The organism is Planococcus beijingensis, assembly GCF_016820615.1.
Lineage (GTDB): Bacteria > Bacillota > Bacilli > Bacillales_A > Planococcaceae > Planococcus > Planococcus notacanthi.
Window position 1 is genome coordinate 134,189 of the sequence record NZ_JADHDZ010000001.1, and the last position, 16,653, is coordinate 150,841.

17 protein-coding genes are annotated in these 16,653 nt (G+C 45.2%); 7 read left to right on the plus strand and 10 right to left on the minus strand.

The genetic code is table 11. From position 1 onward, the window contains the following. Positions 1–40: 40 nt before the first annotated feature. The gene (locus IRE19_RS00715) at positions 41–1,309 is read left to right on the plus strand and encodes an MDR family MFS transporter (RefSeq protein ID WP_203338957.1); all 1,269 of its coding nucleotides are present in this window, start codon (positions 41–43) and stop codon (positions 1,307–1,309) included. A gap of 18 nt (positions 1,310–1,327) precedes the next feature. Here IRE19_RS00715 and IRE19_RS00720 read toward each other — a convergent pair whose 3' ends face one another. Further along, positions 1,328–1,639: a DUF3243 domain-containing protein gene (locus tag IRE19_RS00720; protein WP_191715034.1), complete on the minus strand. Its 312-nt coding sequence runs from the start codon at positions 1,637–1,639 to the stop codon at positions 1,328–1,330. A gap of 160 nt (positions 1,640–1,799) precedes the next feature. Between IRE19_RS00720 and IRE19_RS00725 the strand changes: the two genes are divergently transcribed. Next, on the plus strand, positions 1,800–2,663 hold the full coding sequence (locus tag IRE19_RS00725; RefSeq protein ID WP_203338958.1) for a VLRF1 family aeRF1-type release factor: 864 nt from the start codon (positions 1,800–1,802) through the stop codon (positions 2,661–2,663). A gap of 31 nt (positions 2,664–2,694) precedes the next feature. Here IRE19_RS00725 and IRE19_RS00730 read toward each other — a convergent pair whose 3' ends face one another. Further along, on the minus strand, positions 2,695–3,375 hold the full coding sequence (locus IRE19_RS00730; RefSeq protein WP_203338959.1) for a (2Fe-2S)-binding protein: 681 nt from the start codon (positions 3,373–3,375) through the stop codon (positions 2,695–2,697). A 142-nt stretch (positions 3,376–3,517) separates the two neighbouring features. Here IRE19_RS00730 and IRE19_RS00735 point away from each other — a divergent pair, with 142 nt between their 5' ends. Then, the gene (locus tag IRE19_RS00735) at positions 3,518–3,880 is read left to right on the plus strand and encodes a VOC family protein (RefSeq protein WP_203338960.1); all 363 of its coding nucleotides are present in this window, start codon (positions 3,518–3,520) and stop codon (positions 3,878–3,880) included. A 48-nt stretch (positions 3,881–3,928) separates the two neighbouring features. On the opposite strand, the gene IRE19_RS00740 is transcribed toward IRE19_RS00735, so the two are convergent. Both IRE19_RS00740 and IRE19_RS00745 read right to left on the minus strand, forming a co-directional pair. After that, entirely contained in the window at positions 3,929–4,573 is a 645-nt protein-coding gene (locus IRE19_RS00740) for a hypothetical protein (RefSeq protein ID WP_203338961.1), read from the minus strand. Continuing rightward, complete coding sequence (locus IRE19_RS00745) at positions 4,573–5,403, minus strand: ABC transporter ATP-binding protein (RefSeq protein ID WP_191715039.1); 831 nt, start codon at positions 5,401–5,403, stop codon at positions 4,573–4,575. The genes IRE19_RS00740 and IRE19_RS00745 overlap by 1 nt, the downstream gene beginning before the upstream one ends. A 192-nt stretch (positions 5,404–5,595) precedes the next feature. On the opposite strand from IRE19_RS00745, the gene IRE19_RS00750 reads away from it, so the two are divergent. Together IRE19_RS00750 and IRE19_RS00755 are read left to right on the plus strand one after the other, a co-directional pair. Next, positions 5,596–6,573, plus strand: coding sequence for an ABC transporter substrate-binding protein (locus tag IRE19_RS00750; protein ID WP_203338962.1), 978 nt, complete (start codon positions 5,596–5,598; stop codon positions 6,571–6,573). Further along, positions 6,573–8,534, plus strand: coding sequence for an iron ABC transporter permease (locus IRE19_RS00755; protein ID WP_203338963.1), 1,962 nt, complete (start codon positions 6,573–6,575; stop codon positions 8,532–8,534). The genes IRE19_RS00750 and IRE19_RS00755 overlap by 1 nt, the downstream gene beginning before the upstream one ends. Before the next feature lie 100 nt (positions 8,535–8,634). Here the strand turns inward: IRE19_RS00755 and hmpA (IRE19_RS00760) are convergent, their stop codons facing one another. Continuing rightward, complete coding sequence (hmpA, locus tag IRE19_RS00760) at positions 8,635–9,816, minus strand: NO-inducible flavohemoprotein (protein WP_203338964.1); 1,182 nt, start codon at positions 9,814–9,816, stop codon at positions 8,635–8,637. 503 nt (positions 9,817–10,319) lie between these two features. Beyond that, positions 10,320–11,504: an NO-inducible flavohemoprotein gene (hmpA, locus tag IRE19_RS00765; protein ID WP_203338965.1), complete on the minus strand. Its 1,185-nt coding sequence runs from the start codon at positions 11,502–11,504 to the stop codon at positions 10,320–10,322. Between the two features lie 98 nt (positions 11,505–11,602). Between hmpA (IRE19_RS00765) and IRE19_RS00770 the strand changes: the two genes are divergently transcribed. After that, complete coding sequence (locus IRE19_RS00770; protein ID WP_191715043.1) at positions 11,603–12,037, plus strand: RrF2 family transcriptional regulator; 435 nt, start codon at positions 11,603–11,605, stop codon at positions 12,035–12,037. Positions 12,038–12,069: 32 nt separating this feature from the next. On the opposite strand, the gene IRE19_RS00775 is transcribed toward IRE19_RS00770, so the two are convergent. The 3 genes from IRE19_RS00775 to IRE19_RS00785 form a co-directional block, all read right to left on the minus strand. Next, positions 12,070–12,492 (minus strand): pyridoxamine 5'-phosphate oxidase family protein, encoded by a 423-nt coding sequence (locus IRE19_RS00775; RefSeq protein ID WP_191715044.1) that lies wholly within the window; start codon positions 12,490–12,492, stop codon positions 12,070–12,072. Between the two features lie 119 nt (positions 12,493–12,611). Then, entirely contained in the window at positions 12,612–13,505 is an 894-nt protein-coding gene (locus IRE19_RS00780) for an EamA family transporter (RefSeq protein ID WP_203338966.1), read from the minus strand. Between the two features lie 106 nt (positions 13,506–13,611). Further along, the gene (locus IRE19_RS00785) at positions 13,612–13,842 is read right to left on the minus strand and encodes a hypothetical protein (RefSeq protein ID WP_203338967.1); all 231 of its coding nucleotides are present in this window, start codon (positions 13,840–13,842) and stop codon (positions 13,612–13,614) included. Positions 13,843–14,075: 233 nt separating this feature from the next. On the opposite strand from IRE19_RS00785, the gene IRE19_RS00790 reads away from it, so the two are divergent. Continuing rightward, positions 14,076–15,095, plus strand: a complete 1,020-nt coding sequence (locus IRE19_RS00790) for an STAS domain-containing protein (RefSeq protein ID WP_203338968.1) — start codon at positions 14,076–14,078, stop codon at positions 15,093–15,095. A 269-nt stretch (positions 15,096–15,364) separates the two neighbouring features. On the opposite strand, the gene pepT is transcribed toward IRE19_RS00790, so the two are convergent. Beyond that, positions 15,365–16,582, minus strand: coding sequence for a peptidase T (gene pepT, locus IRE19_RS00795; protein WP_203338969.1), 1,218 nt, complete (start codon positions 16,580–16,582; stop codon positions 15,365–15,367). Positions 16,583–16,653: the final 71 nt, after the last annotated feature.

Here is a 16,653-nt window from a genome sequence, read left to right on the forward strand (position 1 = left end):
AAAACAATGGTGACATAAAGACGAACGTGGGGAAACGGGAATGAGATTGAAGGATTGGGATCGAAGTTTAAAAGTTCGCCTTGTAGGCGAATTTTTCATGAATACAAGTTATTGGATGGTATTCCCGTTTTTAGCGATATATTTTGCGGAAGAGTTCGGCAAAGGGACAGCGGGTTTGCTGCTGGTGATTTCCCAAGTGTTTTCTGTGGCGGCAAACCTGGTGGGCGGCTATTGCGCGGATCGCTTCGGACGCCGGCGTATGCTGGTGGTGGCTTCCGTCGCTCAAGGATTGTCGTTTCTGATTTTCGCATTTGCCAATTCACCTTGGCTGCAATCTCCAGAACTCGGATTTGTGGCATTTACGCTTGCTGGAATGTGCGGATCTCTTTATTGGCCGGCTAGCCAAGCCATGATTGCGGATGTTGTACCGGAAAAATACCGCAGTGATGTTTTTGCCATTTTCTATACAACCTTGAATATTGCGGTTGTAGTAGGTCCGCTTTTCGGCGCCGTGCTGTTCTTTTCTTACCGTTTTGAATTGTTGTTGGCCGTTACAGCCATTTCGATGATGTTGGGCCTAGTGCTGAGGTTATTGACAAAAGAAACCTTGTCGCAGGCAATGGTGGACAAATGGCAATCCCAAACGGCAACAGGGTGGGTCGGAGCAATTTCGAAACAATTTAAAGAGTATGGACTGATCTTTAAAGACCGGCTGTTTTTATTGTTCATCATCGCAGGAGTTTTAGGAGCCCAGACCTTTATGCAATTGGACTTGCTGATTCCGGTCTACTTGAAAGAAACGATCGACAGCCAGACGGTTGCCTCACTTTTTGGGCGTGAGTGGTCCGTCACAGGAGAAACTTCCTTTGGTATTTTATTAGCTGAAAATGGATTGTTTGTGGCGTTGTTGACGGTGATTATCACCCGGTGGATGACCAAGTTCCCTGAGAAATGGGTGTTCTTCACTTCGGCTGCTTTCTACGGATTGGCAATGTGGCTGTTCCCGTTAACTTCTTGGTTCTGGATGTTCGTGGTTGCGATGGCTGTCTTTACTTTTGCGGAATTGATGGTGGTCGGGCTGCAACAGAACTTCATTTCCAAATTGGCGCCAGAGGACATGCGCGGCCAATATTTCGCAGCGGCGAGTCTGCGGTATACAATTGGCCGGATGATTGCACCTTTATCAATTCCGATGACGGCCTGGTTCGGTTTTGTATGGACGTTTGGTGTGCTGGGCTTGCTTGCGCTTGCCAGCGGTTTTGTTTACTTGTTGATGTTCAAACTCTATGAAAAAAGGCCTTCCCATTGAGGAAGGCCTTTTTATGATTTAGTTTTGCTCTTTCGCCAATTTCACAAGCATGTGTGCGAGCATATGCTGCTGTTCTTTATCGCCAACCTGCCATAAGCGCTGCAATAAATATTCTTCACTGTTTTTCGGATCTTCTTTTTTAGCTAAATATCCAGCTACTTTCTCGGCCAACTGGGCGATGCGTTCTTCACTCAAGCCCATCTTCTCACCGATTTCCACCTTATCGCCCAAGTAATTGATGAATACGGAGAAGTCAGCTAAGATCTGCTCTTTTTTCTTGTCATCTGTGTTCTTTAATTTGTCTTCAACTTGTTTGTTGATGTTTTCCATTCTATTACACACTCCCTTATAGTTTTTTGTCGTACTTTCTATTTACCACTGCTCGAAGATTTTAAACGTTGTTCTGATAATCATTCAGAAGATTCGTTTAAATAAAGTTCTTCAGGGTAATCAAGTAACAAGGATGGAATACAAGGAGGATGATGAATGAATGACTTTATACGACGAAATCCAGGAATTGAAAAGTTTTGAATGTCCAGACCGTTGCGTGTTAAGTGTTTATCTGAATACCAATCCAGCTGATTTGAATGCCCAAAACGGGGCTTGGAAAATCCATCTGAAAAATGGATTAAAACGATTAGACGAATATTTAAAAGCATCCAATGATGAAAAAGAAATGCAGACTTATAAAACCTTAAGAAAAAAAGTGGAGAAGGAAATTTTGGACAACCAAAACGACCTCCAAAAGGGTGTCGTTATTTTTGCATCACCGCATAACGATCTCTGGTCCGTGCACTATGTGCAGGTTCCAGTTAAAACAAGTTTTCATTGGGAAACTAAGCCAGTTTTAGAAGAGCTTCGATATATGTATAAAGCGTATCCTTACGCGGGCATCATTTTGCCCAGCTTTAAGGGAATCCGTGTAATTGATACTTCAATGGGGATCATCAACGAAGAATTCTTCTATGAGTTTGATGCTGGACTAGAAGTATGGACAGAACAGAAAGGGGTACGCAGTTCCGGCCGTATCCAGGGAAGATCAGGAGCTGGTTCGACTGGCGGCGGTGCAGCTGGAGGCAACAGTCCGGTTATTGGCGGCAGCGGCGGCGGAAGCCCAGTTGATGAGTTGGACCATCGCTTAAAAGAGAATCTCGAACGCTTTTACAAAGACATGGGCAGCAAAATCGAGAAATTGAAGAAAGAACGCAAATGGGAAGAAATTCATGTGGTTGGGGAAGCAGAACATGCCAAATCATTCTCAAAAGCGCTGCAAAAGAAACCGACCAGCTGCGTATATAAAAATTTGATCAACAACGACCCCGGTAAAATCCTTCATGAAGTATTTGAAGTCTAATTAAAACACCTCAGCATTTTGCTGAGGTGTTTTAATTAGGTTTTGGACAAAATGTACAGGTATCAAAAGACGGCAATTCTTTATACAAGCAGCACGTTTTGCGGAGGGGCTTGGAAACGGCTTGCTGCAACGATTTATCACCAAGGAGCTTGGCCATATAAGAAGTTTTGACGGGTTTCCAATTTGCGGAATCCAATAGCCAATCCATATCTTCGGCAGCTTTTCGTGGATCCCGGGACTCCATTCCGGCGTAAAACCATAGAACTGAGCCCAGCACATTCTCCCAGCAAGTGATGGGGGATATTTTTATGTATGTCTTGAATTCATTCAGCAACTCATCGACTTGCCGGTAGAGAATTTCGTGAAATACTTGATGTCTTTCATGTGGTGCAATCATTTGGAAATCTGATGATTGTACATGTGTCTGCAGAAGCGGCAAACCGTAGTTATGGACACGATCAAATTGCAGTTCGCGCCAAGGAACCGAAAAATAACCGCCATACTGATGAATCAGCCCGAATTGGGCAGTGACAAACAAGGAATACTGGCGAAAGAAAAAAGATACTGCTACTCCGGCATTATCGGTTCCGCACCAAGTTTTCAATTCTTCGATCATAGCCGGGATGTCTTGGCTGAGCGGTTGTTGCAGGGGGCGGTCCACTGCTACTGATTGGTTGCTCAATGCATAGCGGGCTTGTTGGGGAAGTGTCATCTGAATCACCTCTTTATTTTTCATGCTACGGCAAAATGAGATCGTTTGCAAAGTGATAGGATTATCTTATGGCAAATCTTAAAAACAATTGCATATTCTTTTTAAATTAAATTAGCTAAACTTGTGGAGAGGGAGTGATAAGATGGGATTTTCTATTTTACGAATCGATCACGTACAAGTCGCAGCGCCTGCAGGCGAAGAAGCGGCCGCCAGAGAATTCTACGCTGGCATTCTGGGCATGCTGGAAATTGAAAAACCGGAGCCTCTTAAAGGAAGAGGCGGAGTATGGTTCCAGTTCGGCGAGCAGCAATTGCATGTGGGGGTTGAAGAACCTTTTGCGCCAGCAAAAAAAGCACATCCTGCATTCCGTGTAAGGGGCTACGTTGAACTGAAAGATTATTTGACAGCCAACGATGTTGAAGTGAAGGAAGACGACAGCATTTCCGGAGTCGAACGTTTTTTTATTTTTGATCCATTCGGCAATCGGCTGGAGTTTCTGAAATAAGGACGTGAAAGATACAAAAGGAAAACGCCCTGCTCAACAGCGGGGCGTTTATTTTCGTAAAGGGCAATAAGGGCATTTGTCTGTTTCGGGCAACTCTTTGTAGAGGCAGCATGTGACGCGTTTGTACTCGGCTTGTGACTGTTCCAGACTGTGTCCGTCCAAAAACTGCTTGAAATGCGATTTGCGCATTTCGGGCTGCCAAAATGAATCCGTCAATAAATCCTGGAGATCCTGTTGTGCCTGTGCTGAATCTTCCATGCCATACATCCAGATAACATATCCCCAGATGTTCTCCCACAAAATCAGTTTAGAAACAGGTCCGATTTTTCGGAACTGCTCTACAACTGGCCATCCATATTCCTTTAACACCATTTCGAGGTCGCCTTCCTGGCGTGGCCTCATCCACTTCCCATCCAGTTCGAAAGCAATGCCATATTCGGCGTCAGTCAAATGGATTTCATCGAGCGGGCCTGCCCATACTTGCTGATGTGCCAATAAATAGAGCTGAGCGGACATGAAAAAACCGAAGCGCCGCATGAAGACAGACGTTGCTACGGCTTCAGTGGGTGCTCCGGATTCTTGGCGAACTTTTGCGATCAGTTCAAGAGAACGATTTTCCATACCTTCAGATAAATTCATAAATCCAGTAGCATTCGGTCGGAGATGAACTTGAAAAAGATCGAGTTTCTCCATTATTGGGCACTGCTCAATGCTTGCCGGATTTCAGGAACGATGCAGCGTCCTCTGCCGAACGGAACACAGTGGGGAGTGCCGAATAATGGATCTTTGGATACTTGGCATTCCATTCCGAAGACCGAACGCACCAAGTCACAATTGATGACGTTTTCTGGTGTGCCCTGCCCGAACACTTCACCGTCTTTAATGGCGATAATATTATGTGCATAACGGGAAGCCAGGTTCAAGTCATGAAGAACCATAATAATGGTGCGTCCCTGCGTTTCATTGAGCTCGAACAGCAAATCCAGAATTTCAATTTGATGTGTCATGTCCAGATAAGTAGTCGGCTCGTCCAATAGAATAATCTCTGTGTCCTGTGCAAGCGTCATCGCGATCCAAGCACGCTGGCGCTGGCCACCCGACAATTCATCAACTGGCTTGTCGCGGAATTCATCGACGCGAGTCGCTTTCATAGCGGCTTCAACTTTTTCCGTATCTTCTTCAGTCCAGCGTTTTAGCCACGACTGATGTGGATAACGGCCTTGTTTGACCAAATCATGTACTGTCAGACCTTCCGGTGAAACCGGTGATTGGGGAAGGATGCCCATCTTCTTCGCAACTTCTCGTGAAGACATGTTGTGCACTTCTTTGCCTTCCAATAATATAGAACCTTCTTGAGGTTTAAGTAAACGCGCAATCGAGCGAAGAAGCGTTGACTTGCCGCAGCCGTTGCTGCCGACAAATACCGAAATCTCGCCGCGCGGAATCGATAAATTCAAATTTTCAAAAAGCAGATTATCGGTATAGCCAATTGATAAATCGTTGGTTTTGACCGCTGTTGTCATTGCAGAATTCCTCCATATCTAGTGCTGTAATCTCATTGATAGGATTTTCGTTACCGTTACTATAGCATAAATTCTTATCAAATGAGAACAATTTTCACTACGTTTGCTAGAAAACACTTTACAAATGTGACAGATAGACCTAGAATAAAGACGTATTGAGAATCGTTATCAAAACGCTTGGGGGATTACAAAATGAAACAGCGATTATTACTGGTCATAGCAGCATTTCTTATACTTATATTAGCAGCTTGTTCATCAACTGAAGAAGAAACAGCAACGCCATCGAAAGAAGCGGAGCCAGTGACGATTCAAGGAACCAACGGTGAAGTGACGTTGGATGCGCCAGCTAAAAAAGTGGTTGTTCTTGAATGGACGTATGCGGAAGATTTATTGGCAGTCGGTGTCCAGCCGGCGGGAATGGCCGATATTGCGGAATACGGGGATTACGTAAACATCGAACCGCAATTGGATGAAACCGTTGTCGATGTCGGTGGGCGGCAGGAACCGAATCTGGAAGCCATCGCTGCATTGGAACCGGACTTGATAATTGGTGTAAGCTTCCGCCACGATGCAATGATCGAACAATTGGAGACGATTGCTCCAACTGTCATTTTCAATCCTTATCCTGAAGATGAAAGCATCGATCTGTATCAGGAAATGGAAACGACTTTCCTTGAAATCGCTAAAGCGGTAGGAAAGACAGCCGAGGGCGAACAGGTCTTGACTGACCTGGAAGCGCAATATGAAGAAAAGGCTGCTGAAATTGAAGCGGCGAACTTAAAAACAAAAGATGTTATTTTAACGCTTGCCTACAGCGGAGCACAGGCTCCTGAAATTCGTGTCTTTACGCCTAACTCAATGGCTTCCATCATTTTAGAGCGTATCGGTCTGAATAATGTCCATCAGCCGGATCAATTTGAAGTCTTTGGTTCCAGCACATTCAATGCAGAAGGATTGGTGAAATACGAAGATGCCAACTACCTCTATACAGTTCCTGACACAGACAATATTTATGAAAACCAGCTTAAAGGAAACCCGGTCTGGGAAAATCTTGCCTTTGTCAAAGAAGGCCGTACGTATGATTTAGGTGCGGATACGTGGCTTTATGGAGGACCGTTGTCTGCTGAAACATTGATGAACCAAATCACTGATGTATTGGTGACGGACTAATGCTCCGAAGATTACTGAACAAGTCCACTGTCTCTCTGACAGCGGGCTTTTTCCTGCTTATTGCGCTTTCTGTCATTCATCTGACGCAAGGCCAGGCGGATTATACGGTATCGGAACTGTTGACAGGCGTTTGGACAGAGGGAAGAATTCAGGACATTGTGGTCTCGTTCCGGCTTCCGCGCCTTGTCATCGGCTTGCTTGCTGGGGGAGCTTTAGCTGTGTCAGGAGCGGTTCTTCAAACCTTGACGAACAATCCATTGGCGTCTCCGGGGACCTTGGGCATAAATGCCGGAGCATTTTTCTTTGTTGTTATTTCCACCATTTTTTTTCCGGGTTTGGTCGGTGGATTTCCGTTCATCACGGCTCTATTAGGGGCGGTACTCTCTTCTTTAATGGTTGTCGGACTTGCCGGCAAACAAATGGAACCGGTGCGTGTGGCGTTGACCGGGATGATCATCTCGCTGCTTTTTGCTTCCATTACCGGAGCGCTCCAATTATTATTTGAAAATCAAACTAATGGCTTGTTCTTATGGGGTTCAGGAACCTTGGTCCAATTGAATTGGGAAGGCGTCAAATTTGCGGCACCGGTGATTCTGCTGATGTTTATTGGTGCGTTGTTGTTGGCTAAACCAATGGATATCTTATCGCTGGGAGAAGACATTGCGTCTTCCCTTGGGCAAAATATCCGGTTGGTGAAACTTGTCTCATGGGGCGTCGCCATCGTATTGGCGGCTGCGACAGTCAGTGTAGTGGGGCCGATTGGTTTTATCGGCCTGATGGCGCCTCACATTGTCCGGATGATGGGCATACGTGGGCATCTCCAGATCTTCATCCATTCCTTTATTTGGGGCAGTGTCTTTTTAATCGGTGCTGACGTGTTGGGAAGGTTGATCCAGCCTGGCCAAGAAGTGCCGGTAGGGGCGATGACTGCATTGGTCGGTGGCCCTTGGCTTTTGTATTTGGCATGGCGCACAGCCAAATCGATGAAGCGCGGAGAGCGGCAAATGGGCGGCACCACGAAGCCGATTGGCTTGAAGTTCATCGTGCCGATTTTACTGGTGATTATTTTAGGGATTACGGTGCTGGCATTAAGCTTTAACGGTTCTGCCTGGACATTCGCCTGGATGGAGCCGGTTGTCTGGAATTTCCGGGTGCCGCGTGTTTTGACTTCCTTTATTGTAGGGGTGATGCTGGCAATCACTGGCGTCATACTGCAAGGCGTGCTGCGAAATCCATTGGCTGATGCCAGTGTGCTCGGGGTTACGTCCATGGCAGGGGCCGGAGCGATGCTCCTGTTGGTCATTTTTCCAGCCATTCCGCCTGAATTCATGCCACTTGGTGCAACTGTCGGAGCGGCACTGGCGCTTGGCATCATTCTTGTAACAGCTTGGAAGAATAATTTCCAGCCAATGCTGGTTGCCTTGATGGGCATCGCCATTTCCGCTTTCGGCTCGGCAGCGACACAAGTCTTTATTGTCAAAGCGAAATTGGCAGTGGCCAGTGCATTGGTATGGCTGTCAGGAAGTACGTACGGCAAGGGGTGGGAAGATGTCCAATTCGCGTTGATTTTGTTGGCCATTTTCGTATGGCCGGCCATTTATCTGACGCGCAGTCTGGATACACTGACTTTTGGTGATGATGTTGCAGCTGGCCTGGGACTAAACATCCGGTCTACACGCGTGTGGGCACTGATTATCGGGGTCGCCATTTCAACGGTTGCTGTATCGATTGTCGGCACCATCGGCTTTGTAGGGCTGGTGGCTCCGCATATTGCCCGACGCCTGGTTGGTTTCAGGCATTTGCCGCTGATGCTTGCTTCGGGCTTGCTTGGTGGTCTGCTGCTGGTGACGGCTGACTTTGTCGGACGCATCCTGATTGCGCCGAAAGACATTCCGAGCGGCTTAGTCGTTGCATTGATTGGAACACCTTACCTGCTTTATCTGCTTCGCAAAATGAAATGAACACAAACAAATGATCATAAAAGGACCTGCCAATTTGGCAGGTCCTTTTGATTTGAATATACAAGCTGCCCGATGAATGAACGGACAGCTTGTTGTTGAATTATGCTGTTTGAAGAGCTACGGCTGGACCGAAGAATTCAAAGTGGATCTGTTCTTCTTTCATGCCAAGTGCCCGAAGCTCTTGAATCATAGCTTCCATGAAAGGTACCGGACCGCATACATAGACATCGCCTGAGATGTCGACATATTCTTCTAATACCGCTCGTGTAATATAGCCTTGAGGCTGATCGGAATAAAGTGTTTTATAGCTCGCATTGTCCATGGCCGCGACGTATTTCTGGATATCCTTATCGAAAGCATGCAATGATTCATTGCGTGCTGCATGAAGGAAAGCAGTTGGGCGCTCAGGAGTCAATGTAGCCACAGTTTCGAACATGCTCATCATCGGTGTGATACCGACTCCGCCGCTGACAAACGCTACCGGTGTATCTTTTTCAGCATCAAGGACGAATTCTCCAGCAGGCGCGCTGACTTCAAAGCGATCGCCGACGTTCAATTCATCGTGGAGGTAGACCGATACACGGCCATTCGGATCGTTGTCCGCATCGCGTTTCACGGAAATGCGGAACTCATCTTCCCGTACAGCTTGGGAAAGGCTGTACTGGCGGTTGAATAAGTACTTTTCACCCGGAATGGACATGCGTACCGAGATGTACTGGCCTGGCTGATAAGCCGGAACATTTTTACCGTCCACTGGCTTCAAATAGAAAGAAGTGATGTTTTCGCTTTCCTTCTCTTTGCGGACAATGGTGAAGTCTTTAAAGAAGCTCCAGCCGTTTTGCTGAGTTTCCATTTTTTCATACATGTCTTTTTCAACACCGATAAAGGCATCGGCGATGACGCCGTAAGCCTCTGCCCAGGCATTGATGATGTCATCAGTTGCGGCATCTCCCAATACTTCTTTGATCGCTTTCAACAAATATTCACCGACGATTGGATAATGTTCAGGTTTTATTCCCAAACTTACGTGTTTGTTGGCGATTTGCACAACTGCTGGAAGAATGGCTTCCAAATTGTCGATATGGACGGCTGCGGCATAAACCGTGTTTGCCAATGCAGCCTGTTGACGCCCTTTTTTCTGGTTAGCGTGATTAAAGATATTTAAAAGTTCGGGATGCGCTTCAAACATATTTTTGTAGAATACAGTCGTGATTGCTGTTCCGTGCTGTTCCAATACCGGTACTGTGGATTTAATGATTGTTCTTGTCTCTTGTGATAACATGCTCAATCTCTCCTTTTGTTTTCTATATCTTGACTATACGCCCATATTCGTTTTAAAGATATATTTAAAATACATCTTTAAAATTTAGACACATTTAACTTCACAGAAAAGTCACAACACGGAAAAGTGGAAGCAGCTGTCCAGCTCTGCCGGGCATAAGACAGACCAGCGAAGTGGCGTTCTTTGCCACACAGCTGGGTTGGCTGATGACCCAAAGAGCTAGCTGGTGAAGCTGGACAAAAAGAAAAGCAGAAGCGCATGTGTAACTCCGACGTCTGTAAGAGAGAAGAGGAATTTGTTCATATTTAATTACATAAAAGAATTGGTCGTTTCTATTTATTGGCTATACTTTCCGATTTACCAAAAATACTTTCTATTTGGGCAGAAATACTTTCTAATTGCACTAAAATACTTTCCATAACGGTTGAAATACTTTCTGAAATAACTTCAGCCTCTAGAAAACACAAAAAAAGCCCGGCATAAGCCAGGCCACTGAATCTTCATTAACTATTAGTATTCAAATCCATTGCAGGACCGAAGAACTCATAATGGATCTGTTCTTCCGGAATGCCCATGCCGTGCAGTTCCCGAATCATGATTTCCATGAAAGGCGCCGGTCCGCAGACGTAGACGTCACTTGCCGGATCAACATATTCCTCGAGCATTTCCCGGGTAATAAAACCATTAGGCTCATCAGAGTAGACGGTTTTGTAACGGGCATCGTCCATCATCATGGCATATGCTTGGATATCGTCATCAAATGCTTGCTGCAATGGATTCCGTGCGCCGTGAAGGAACGTGGTTGGACGTGCAGGCGTCGAATTCGCCACAGTTTCGAACATGCTCATCATTGGTGTAATCCCTACACCACCGCTGATAAATGCAACGGGTGATGTCTTCGTCGCATCGAGGACGAAGACGCCAGCAGGTGCACTCACTTCAATGCGATCGCCTTCGTTAATGCTGCTGTGCAAGTAGTTGGAGACCACTCCATTCGGATCGTTGTCGTTTTCGCGCTTAACGGAAATGCGGAATTCATCCGGCTTTGGTGCTTGTGAAAGGCTGTACTGTCGAATCACTAAATATTCCTCGCCAGGCATCGCCAGACGCACGGAAATGTATTGGCCAGCTGTATAAGGCGGCACATTGGATCCGTCTGCCGGTTTCAAATAAAAGGAAGTGATAACTTCGCTTTCCTTCACTTTTCGGGCGACGATGAAATCCTTAAAGAAGTTCCAACCGTTTTCCTGTTCCGCCGTTTGTTGATACATATCCTTTTCGACACCGATAAAAGCATCAGCAATGACTCCGTAAGCTTCTGCCCAAGCCTTAATAATTTCATCAGTTGCCGCATCACCCAGAACTTCTTTCATCGCTTTCAGCAAATACTCACCGACAATTGGATAATGTTCGGGCAAGACACCGAGAGAAACATGTTTATGGGCAATCTGGACAACTGCCGGAAGAATTTCTTCCAGGTTATCGATATGCACAGCAGCTGCATAAACAGCTTTGGCCAGTGCTGTCTGCTGACGGCCTTGTGCTTGATTGGCATGGTTAAAGATATTCAGCAATTCAGGATGGGCTTCAAAAAGGTTCTTGTAGAACCTTGTCGTAATTGCTACTCCATGTTCCTCCAGTACGGGGACAGTGGATTTAACAATTGTGCGGGTTTCTTCTGATAGCATAATGATCTACTCCTTTTCCAGATAGATTCTATTAGGTTCAATTACTTTGAGACTTCTTGAAAAGCCGTTATAATGAACATGCAGAAGAGGTGAAAAGAATGAGATTGACCATGTATACAGACTTCTCATTACGCGTTTTGATTTATTTAGGCACCAAGGAACCAGATAAACTGACGACGATACAGGAAATTTCTGAAGCATATAATATATCAAAAAACCATTTAACGAAAGTTACCTTTGAACTGGGCAAAGCCGGTTTTATTCAGACGGTCAGAGGAAGAGGGGGCGGCATCCGCCTTGCCGACCTTCCACAAAACATCAATGTTGGAACTGTAGTGAGGCGAATGGAAGACGATTTCAATTTGGTGGAATGTTTTGATTCAGCGACTAACCGCTGCCCGATTTCGCCGATTTGCGGTCTGCGCGGTGTTCTGGGCAAAGCTCTTCACGCTTATCTGAGTGTCCTAGATGAATATACACTCGAAGATCTGTTATTCAACAAAGAAGGGCTTCGAGAAATTCTTCAAACATAAAAAACGGCTCAAACAATTGAGCCGTTTTTTATTTACAATTCCAGCACTTGCGGCTCTTGTCCCTTTTTATTCATTAAACGGACACGGTCAGGTTTGATGGCTAAAATAATCAAGTTTGGATCGTCGGGCCCTTCAAACCAGCCTTCCAGATGCTCATTCCATACTTTGTCGATCATTTCGCGATCGTCGTTCAGGGACATGCTGCCTTCGATTTCCAGGAAGGTATCGCCGACCCCTTCGCCATCATAGCCTAAAAGAATATGGGCATGCGGATTCGCTTCCAGTTCATCTACTTTTTGTGTCTTTTTGCTTGTTGCCGTATAGAGCGTGAAATCATCATTAAAAAAGGTCATATAGCGAGAATGGGGTTTGTTGCCTTTAATTGTTGCTAAAGTACCGATATAGCTGTCCTCCAAAATCTTCAACGCTGCTTTTTTAACATCTTCCTGATTCATCCATACCACTCCTTTTGTCTTTGTACTTATCTATTCCTTTTTGAGTCCGAACTAAACATAAAGCGAATTACAGCAAACGGAATAAAAACACGTGAAAAAAAGCCTGCCGGGCAGCAGGCCTAAATCTGTTCGACTATTTTGGGGGTGCGATTAAATACACTTGGCAGCACCATGCCGATTAAAATAATGAAAATCCCAACAATTTGAAGAGGTGATAGCACTTCGTTAAGGATAAGAACCGATGCGATAACAGCGACCGGCAATTCCATGGCGCTCAATATGGACGCAATTCCTGAACCGACATGCGGCACCGCGACGGAAAAGAAATAGATGGGCATGATGATACCGAAAAATCCGAGCAACAATCCGTAAACCCATAGGCCTTCATTGAACAATTGCCCATTCCAAACGATTTCAGGGGTTTGGAACAAGCCGACAACGATTGCAGCAAAGAGCGATACATAAAACAGGCGGGCTGACGTATCCATGCCTTCAATCTTCTTGCCGTTGACAAACATGAACGCTGAAAAACAAAAAGCCGCAGCCATTCCCCAGACCCATCCTTGCCAAGGGATGCCGCTCAAGTCGGTTCCGATAATGCCGGCTGCCAATAAGGTACCGGCAAACAAAAAGATCAAGGAAATGACTTCTGTCCGTTTCAGCCATCTGCGGTGGACAATGCAATCAAGGAACATGCCGATCCAAGTAAATTGGAACAGCAGAACTACAGCAAGTGAAGCCGGCAGATAGTTAAGCGAATGCGCATAAACCATCCCGGTAGCAGCTGTAAAACTGCCTGACAGAACCAAAATCTTCCAACCTTTAATTCTAGGCATTTTGCGTTGTGTAACAAAAAATAAAAGAGCCGCTAATGCGAACCCGATAAAGTATTGAGCGGTCACTGCTTCTGCAGCAGTAAATCCATTTTTCATAGCCACTTTGATAATGGTCGAAAGCACACCGTAGCAGCTTGCTGCTATGACTACCATAAGTGGATAAATCCAGTTTTTCATCTTCATTCACTCCTGTTCAAATGAGAAGCATAGCATAAAAAGACCGCTGAGCATAGCCTCAGCGGTCTTTTTTGAAAGCATTCACTTTTACGAAAATTCATATTGATTACTCAGGAAACTTCTCTTCGCTGGAAGAATTATTCTTCGTGGCACGCGGATTTTTTTCTTCCTGCTGTTCCTGTTTTAAATCTTCAATCGGAATGGTATCGACATTCATTTCCTCTTCATGCATTTCGGAAAGGCTTTTTCTATCTGTTTTTGACTGTTCTGGATTATCCATAGAAGCACCGTCTCTTGTTTTGCGGTCTTCCTGATCGAATGGTTTTTTGTCTGACATGTAAAGCACCTCTTCCTTTTAGTGTTATTCTCTGTATTCCTTTAATGAAATTTTTTAAAACATGATGCTTATTGGCGTTTCCTGTATTATTGTACGAGCAAGTATGGATATCTAGTAGAATATTTATCTGGATTGGAAAGAAAATTTAAGGAAAGATTAAAAAATAGCATGATGGCCATAAGCTATATAACCAATGTGGTAAAATAGAACCAATGAACGAAAGGGGCTTCAAAATGGATATAAAACCAGCAATAACAGTAGGCGGCTTGAATTTTGAATGGGATTTGGCTGAAGGCCGCTTCTTATTTGAAGGACAGGAATCTGTTCTTTTTTGGACTGCATCAGCAATGAAAATGTTTTTTGATTCCATAGAAGAGATTTCAGGGAAAGACGCGGCAAACGTCGTACTGGAATCAACTGGATTTCGCCAAGGGCTTGTAGTGGGAGAATATTTCCAGGGCATGAAAGGCGTTTCTATAGAAGAGGCTGCAGGCCTGATCACCAATACATATGCATCTGCAGGATGGGGATTAGCGGAAATTAAAGAACTTAACGAAGAAACCCAGACACTTGAAGTGCATCTGAAAAACAGCTGGGAACACACCATTAACATGGCGCAAGGGAAAGAGCAAGGAGGCAGTTTTCTGCCTGCCCATTATGCAGGTATTTTCTCCTCATTGTTCAAACAGAATATTTGGTATAAAGTTGTCCATCATCAATTGGACGGTTTTGAAGAAAGTGTTATTCAGTATTTCCCTTCGGAAGAGACGATTGAAAAGAACATCCATCATCTGTCCCGTCTGAAAGAAGCGGAAAAAATCAATGAGCTGGAACGGTTGGTGGATGAAAAAACGCGGGAACTAAATGAAATGATCAAAGAGATTTCATCGCCGCTCATCCCGGTTCTTGAAGACATTGTGGTGGTTCCGTTATTGGGCAGTTATGATGAAGCACGGGCAGAAGAGCTATTGGTGAAAACCTTGCAGAACCTGCCGACGCATAAAGCCAAGTATTTGATTTTAGATCTGACAGGATTAAACAACAATTTTACGCAGCCTGCTGCGATGCTGATTGAAAAACTCGGATTGACAGCAGCCATGATCGGGACACAAACGGTATTGGTAGGGATTTCAGCGAAGATGAGCATGACCATTACAGAGTCGGCCATCGATCTGTCGAAATTCAACTGTTTCCAAACCTTGCAGCACGGCATTCATTACGCACTGGCGCAAAACGGAAGAAGCATTATCTAAGAAAAGCGGAAGTGCCTGTCAAGAACCGACAGGCTTAAGGCAGTTTGCCGAAGCGGCATGTTTTCAGCCGCACAGGCAAGCGGACTTAAGACCCCGAGGTTCTAGGCGCTGGAGCTGGACAAAGAAAAGCGGAAGTGCCTGTTTAACTCTGCGGAGCATGACCAGGTTGGCTTATGGTTCAAACACATGTGCGTTGGAGTTTAGAAAAATAAAACTAAATCAAAAAAGGCGTATGGGATCCAGTCCAATACGCCTTTTTGATGCTGTTTTTATTTAGCGGATTTCACGATTTCAATGATGACCTGCGTTGCTTTTTCCATGTTTTCAGCAGAAATGAATTCGTATTTCCCATGATAGTTCTCTCCACCTGTGAAAATGTTCGGAGTGGGAAGACCCATGTAGGACAATTGTGAGCCATCTGTACCGCCGCGTACAGGCACAATATCCGGTTTGATGCCCAATGCCGTCATTGCACGTTCTGCATTATCGACGATTTCCATGACCGGTTCGATTTTTTCACGCATGTTATAGTATTGATCTTCGATTTCCAAACGCACAGCCTCTTCCCCGTATTGCTGCTGGAGTTTTTCGGCAACTGCCTGCATATGCCGTTTTTTGTCTTCAAATTTTTCTTTGTCGAAATCACGGATGATGTAAGTCAATTCCGCTGTTTCCACATTGCCGATAAAGTTGTTCAAGTGAATGAATCCTTCATAGTTCTCGGTCAATTCAGGAACTTCGTTTTTCGGCATTTCCTGTTGGAATTGAATGGCGACTGTTTGGGCATTCACCATTTTGTTTTTTGCAGATCCCGGATGGACGCTTTTGCCTTGGACAATCAACTTGACGCTTGCGGCATTAAAGCTTTCGTACTGTAATTCGCCAAGAGGACCGCCGTCCATGGTGTAAGCGTACTTAGCATCAAAGCGTTTCACATCAAATTTATGGGGACCGCGTCCAATTTCCTCATCAGGTGTAAAAGCAACACGGATGGTTCCGTGTTCAATTTCAGGATGGGCATTCAAGTATTCCATAGCGGTCATGATTTCAGCAACCCCGGCTTTATTGTCAGCACCGAGAAGTGTTGTCCCGTCTGTGGTAATCAAAGTATGGCCGACGTAATTTTTAAGCGCCGGAAAATCCGATACTGTCATCGCAATGCTGTCGTTCAACGGGATATCCTGGCCGTCATAATTGTCGATGCGTTGAGGGGTGACGTTTTTTCCGGTAAAGTCTGTTGCGGTATCAACATGTGCCAGGAAACCGATGACCGGAATTTCCCGATCTGTATTGGCAGGCAGTGTACCGAACAGATACCCGGCTTCATCCATGCCGACGTCCGTAAGTCCGATTGTCTTCATTTCCTTTTCCAGTTCATGAAGCAGGTCCCATTGCCCTGCGGTAGAAGGGGTGGATTCGCTATTGAAATCAGATTGTGTATCAATTTTTGCATAACGGACGAGCCGTTCGATCAAGGTTTCCAACATGTAAAATTCCTCCTAAAATAAGTGCTACTCATATTTTAGCATGAAGCAGGAAAATGATGAAAACTCTGGAC

Coding starts and splice junctions, on each gene's coding strand:
- pepT (WP_203338969.1), bottom strand. CDS start 16,582: ATGTTGGAAACCTTGATCGAACGGCTCGTCCGTTATGCAAAAATTGAT.
- IRE19_RS00750 (WP_203338962.1), top strand. CDS start 5,596: ATGAAACAGCGATTATTACTGGTCATAGCAGCATTTCTTATACTTATA.
- hmpA (WP_203338965.1), bottom strand. CDS start 11,504: ATGCTATCAGAAGAAACCCGCACAATTGTTAAATCCACTGTCCCCGTA.
- IRE19_RS00745 (WP_191715039.1), bottom strand. CDS start 5,403: ATGACAACAGCGGTCAAAACCAACGATTTATCAATTGGCTATACCGAT.
- IRE19_RS00740 (WP_203338961.1), bottom strand. CDS start 4,573: ATGGAGAAACTCGATCTTTTTCAAGTTCATCTCCGACCGAATGCTACT.
- IRE19_RS00725 (WP_203338958.1), top strand. CDS start 1,800: ATGACTTTATACGACGAAATCCAGGAATTGAAAAGTTTTGAATGTCCA.
- IRE19_RS00785 (WP_203338967.1), bottom strand. CDS start 13,842: ATGTCAGACAAAAAACCATTCGATCAGGAAGACCGCAAAACAAGAGAC.
- hmpA (WP_203338964.1), bottom strand. CDS start 9,816: ATGTTATCACAAGAGACAAGAACAATCATTAAATCCACAGTACCGGTA.
- IRE19_RS00720 (WP_191715034.1), bottom strand. CDS start 1,639: ATGGAAAACATCAACAAACAAGTTGAAGACAAATTAAAGAACACAGAT.
- IRE19_RS00755 (WP_203338963.1), top strand. CDS start 6,573: ATGCTCCGAAGATTACTGAACAAGTCCACTGTCTCTCTGACAGCGGGC.
- IRE19_RS00770 (WP_191715043.1), top strand. CDS start 11,603: ATGAGATTGACCATGTATACAGACTTCTCATTACGCGTTTTGATTTAT.
- IRE19_RS00715 (WP_203338957.1), top strand. CDS start 41: ATGAGATTGAAGGATTGGGATCGAAGTTTAAAAGTTCGCCTTGTAGGC.
- IRE19_RS00775 (WP_191715044.1), bottom strand. CDS start 12,492: ATGAATCAGGAAGATGTTAAAAAAGCAGCGTTGAAGATTTTGGAGGAC.
- IRE19_RS00790 (WP_203338968.1), top strand. CDS start 14,076: ATGGATATAAAACCAGCAATAACAGTAGGCGGCTTGAATTTTGAATGG.
- IRE19_RS00735 (WP_203338960.1), top strand. CDS start 3,518: ATGGGATTTTCTATTTTACGAATCGATCACGTACAAGTCGCAGCGCCT.
- IRE19_RS00730 (WP_203338959.1), bottom strand. CDS start 3,375: ATGACACTTCCCCAACAAGCCCGCTATGCATTGAGCAACCAATCAGTA.
- IRE19_RS00780 (WP_203338966.1), bottom strand. CDS start 13,505: ATGAAAAACTGGATTTATCCACTTATGGTAGTCATAGCAGCAAGCTGC.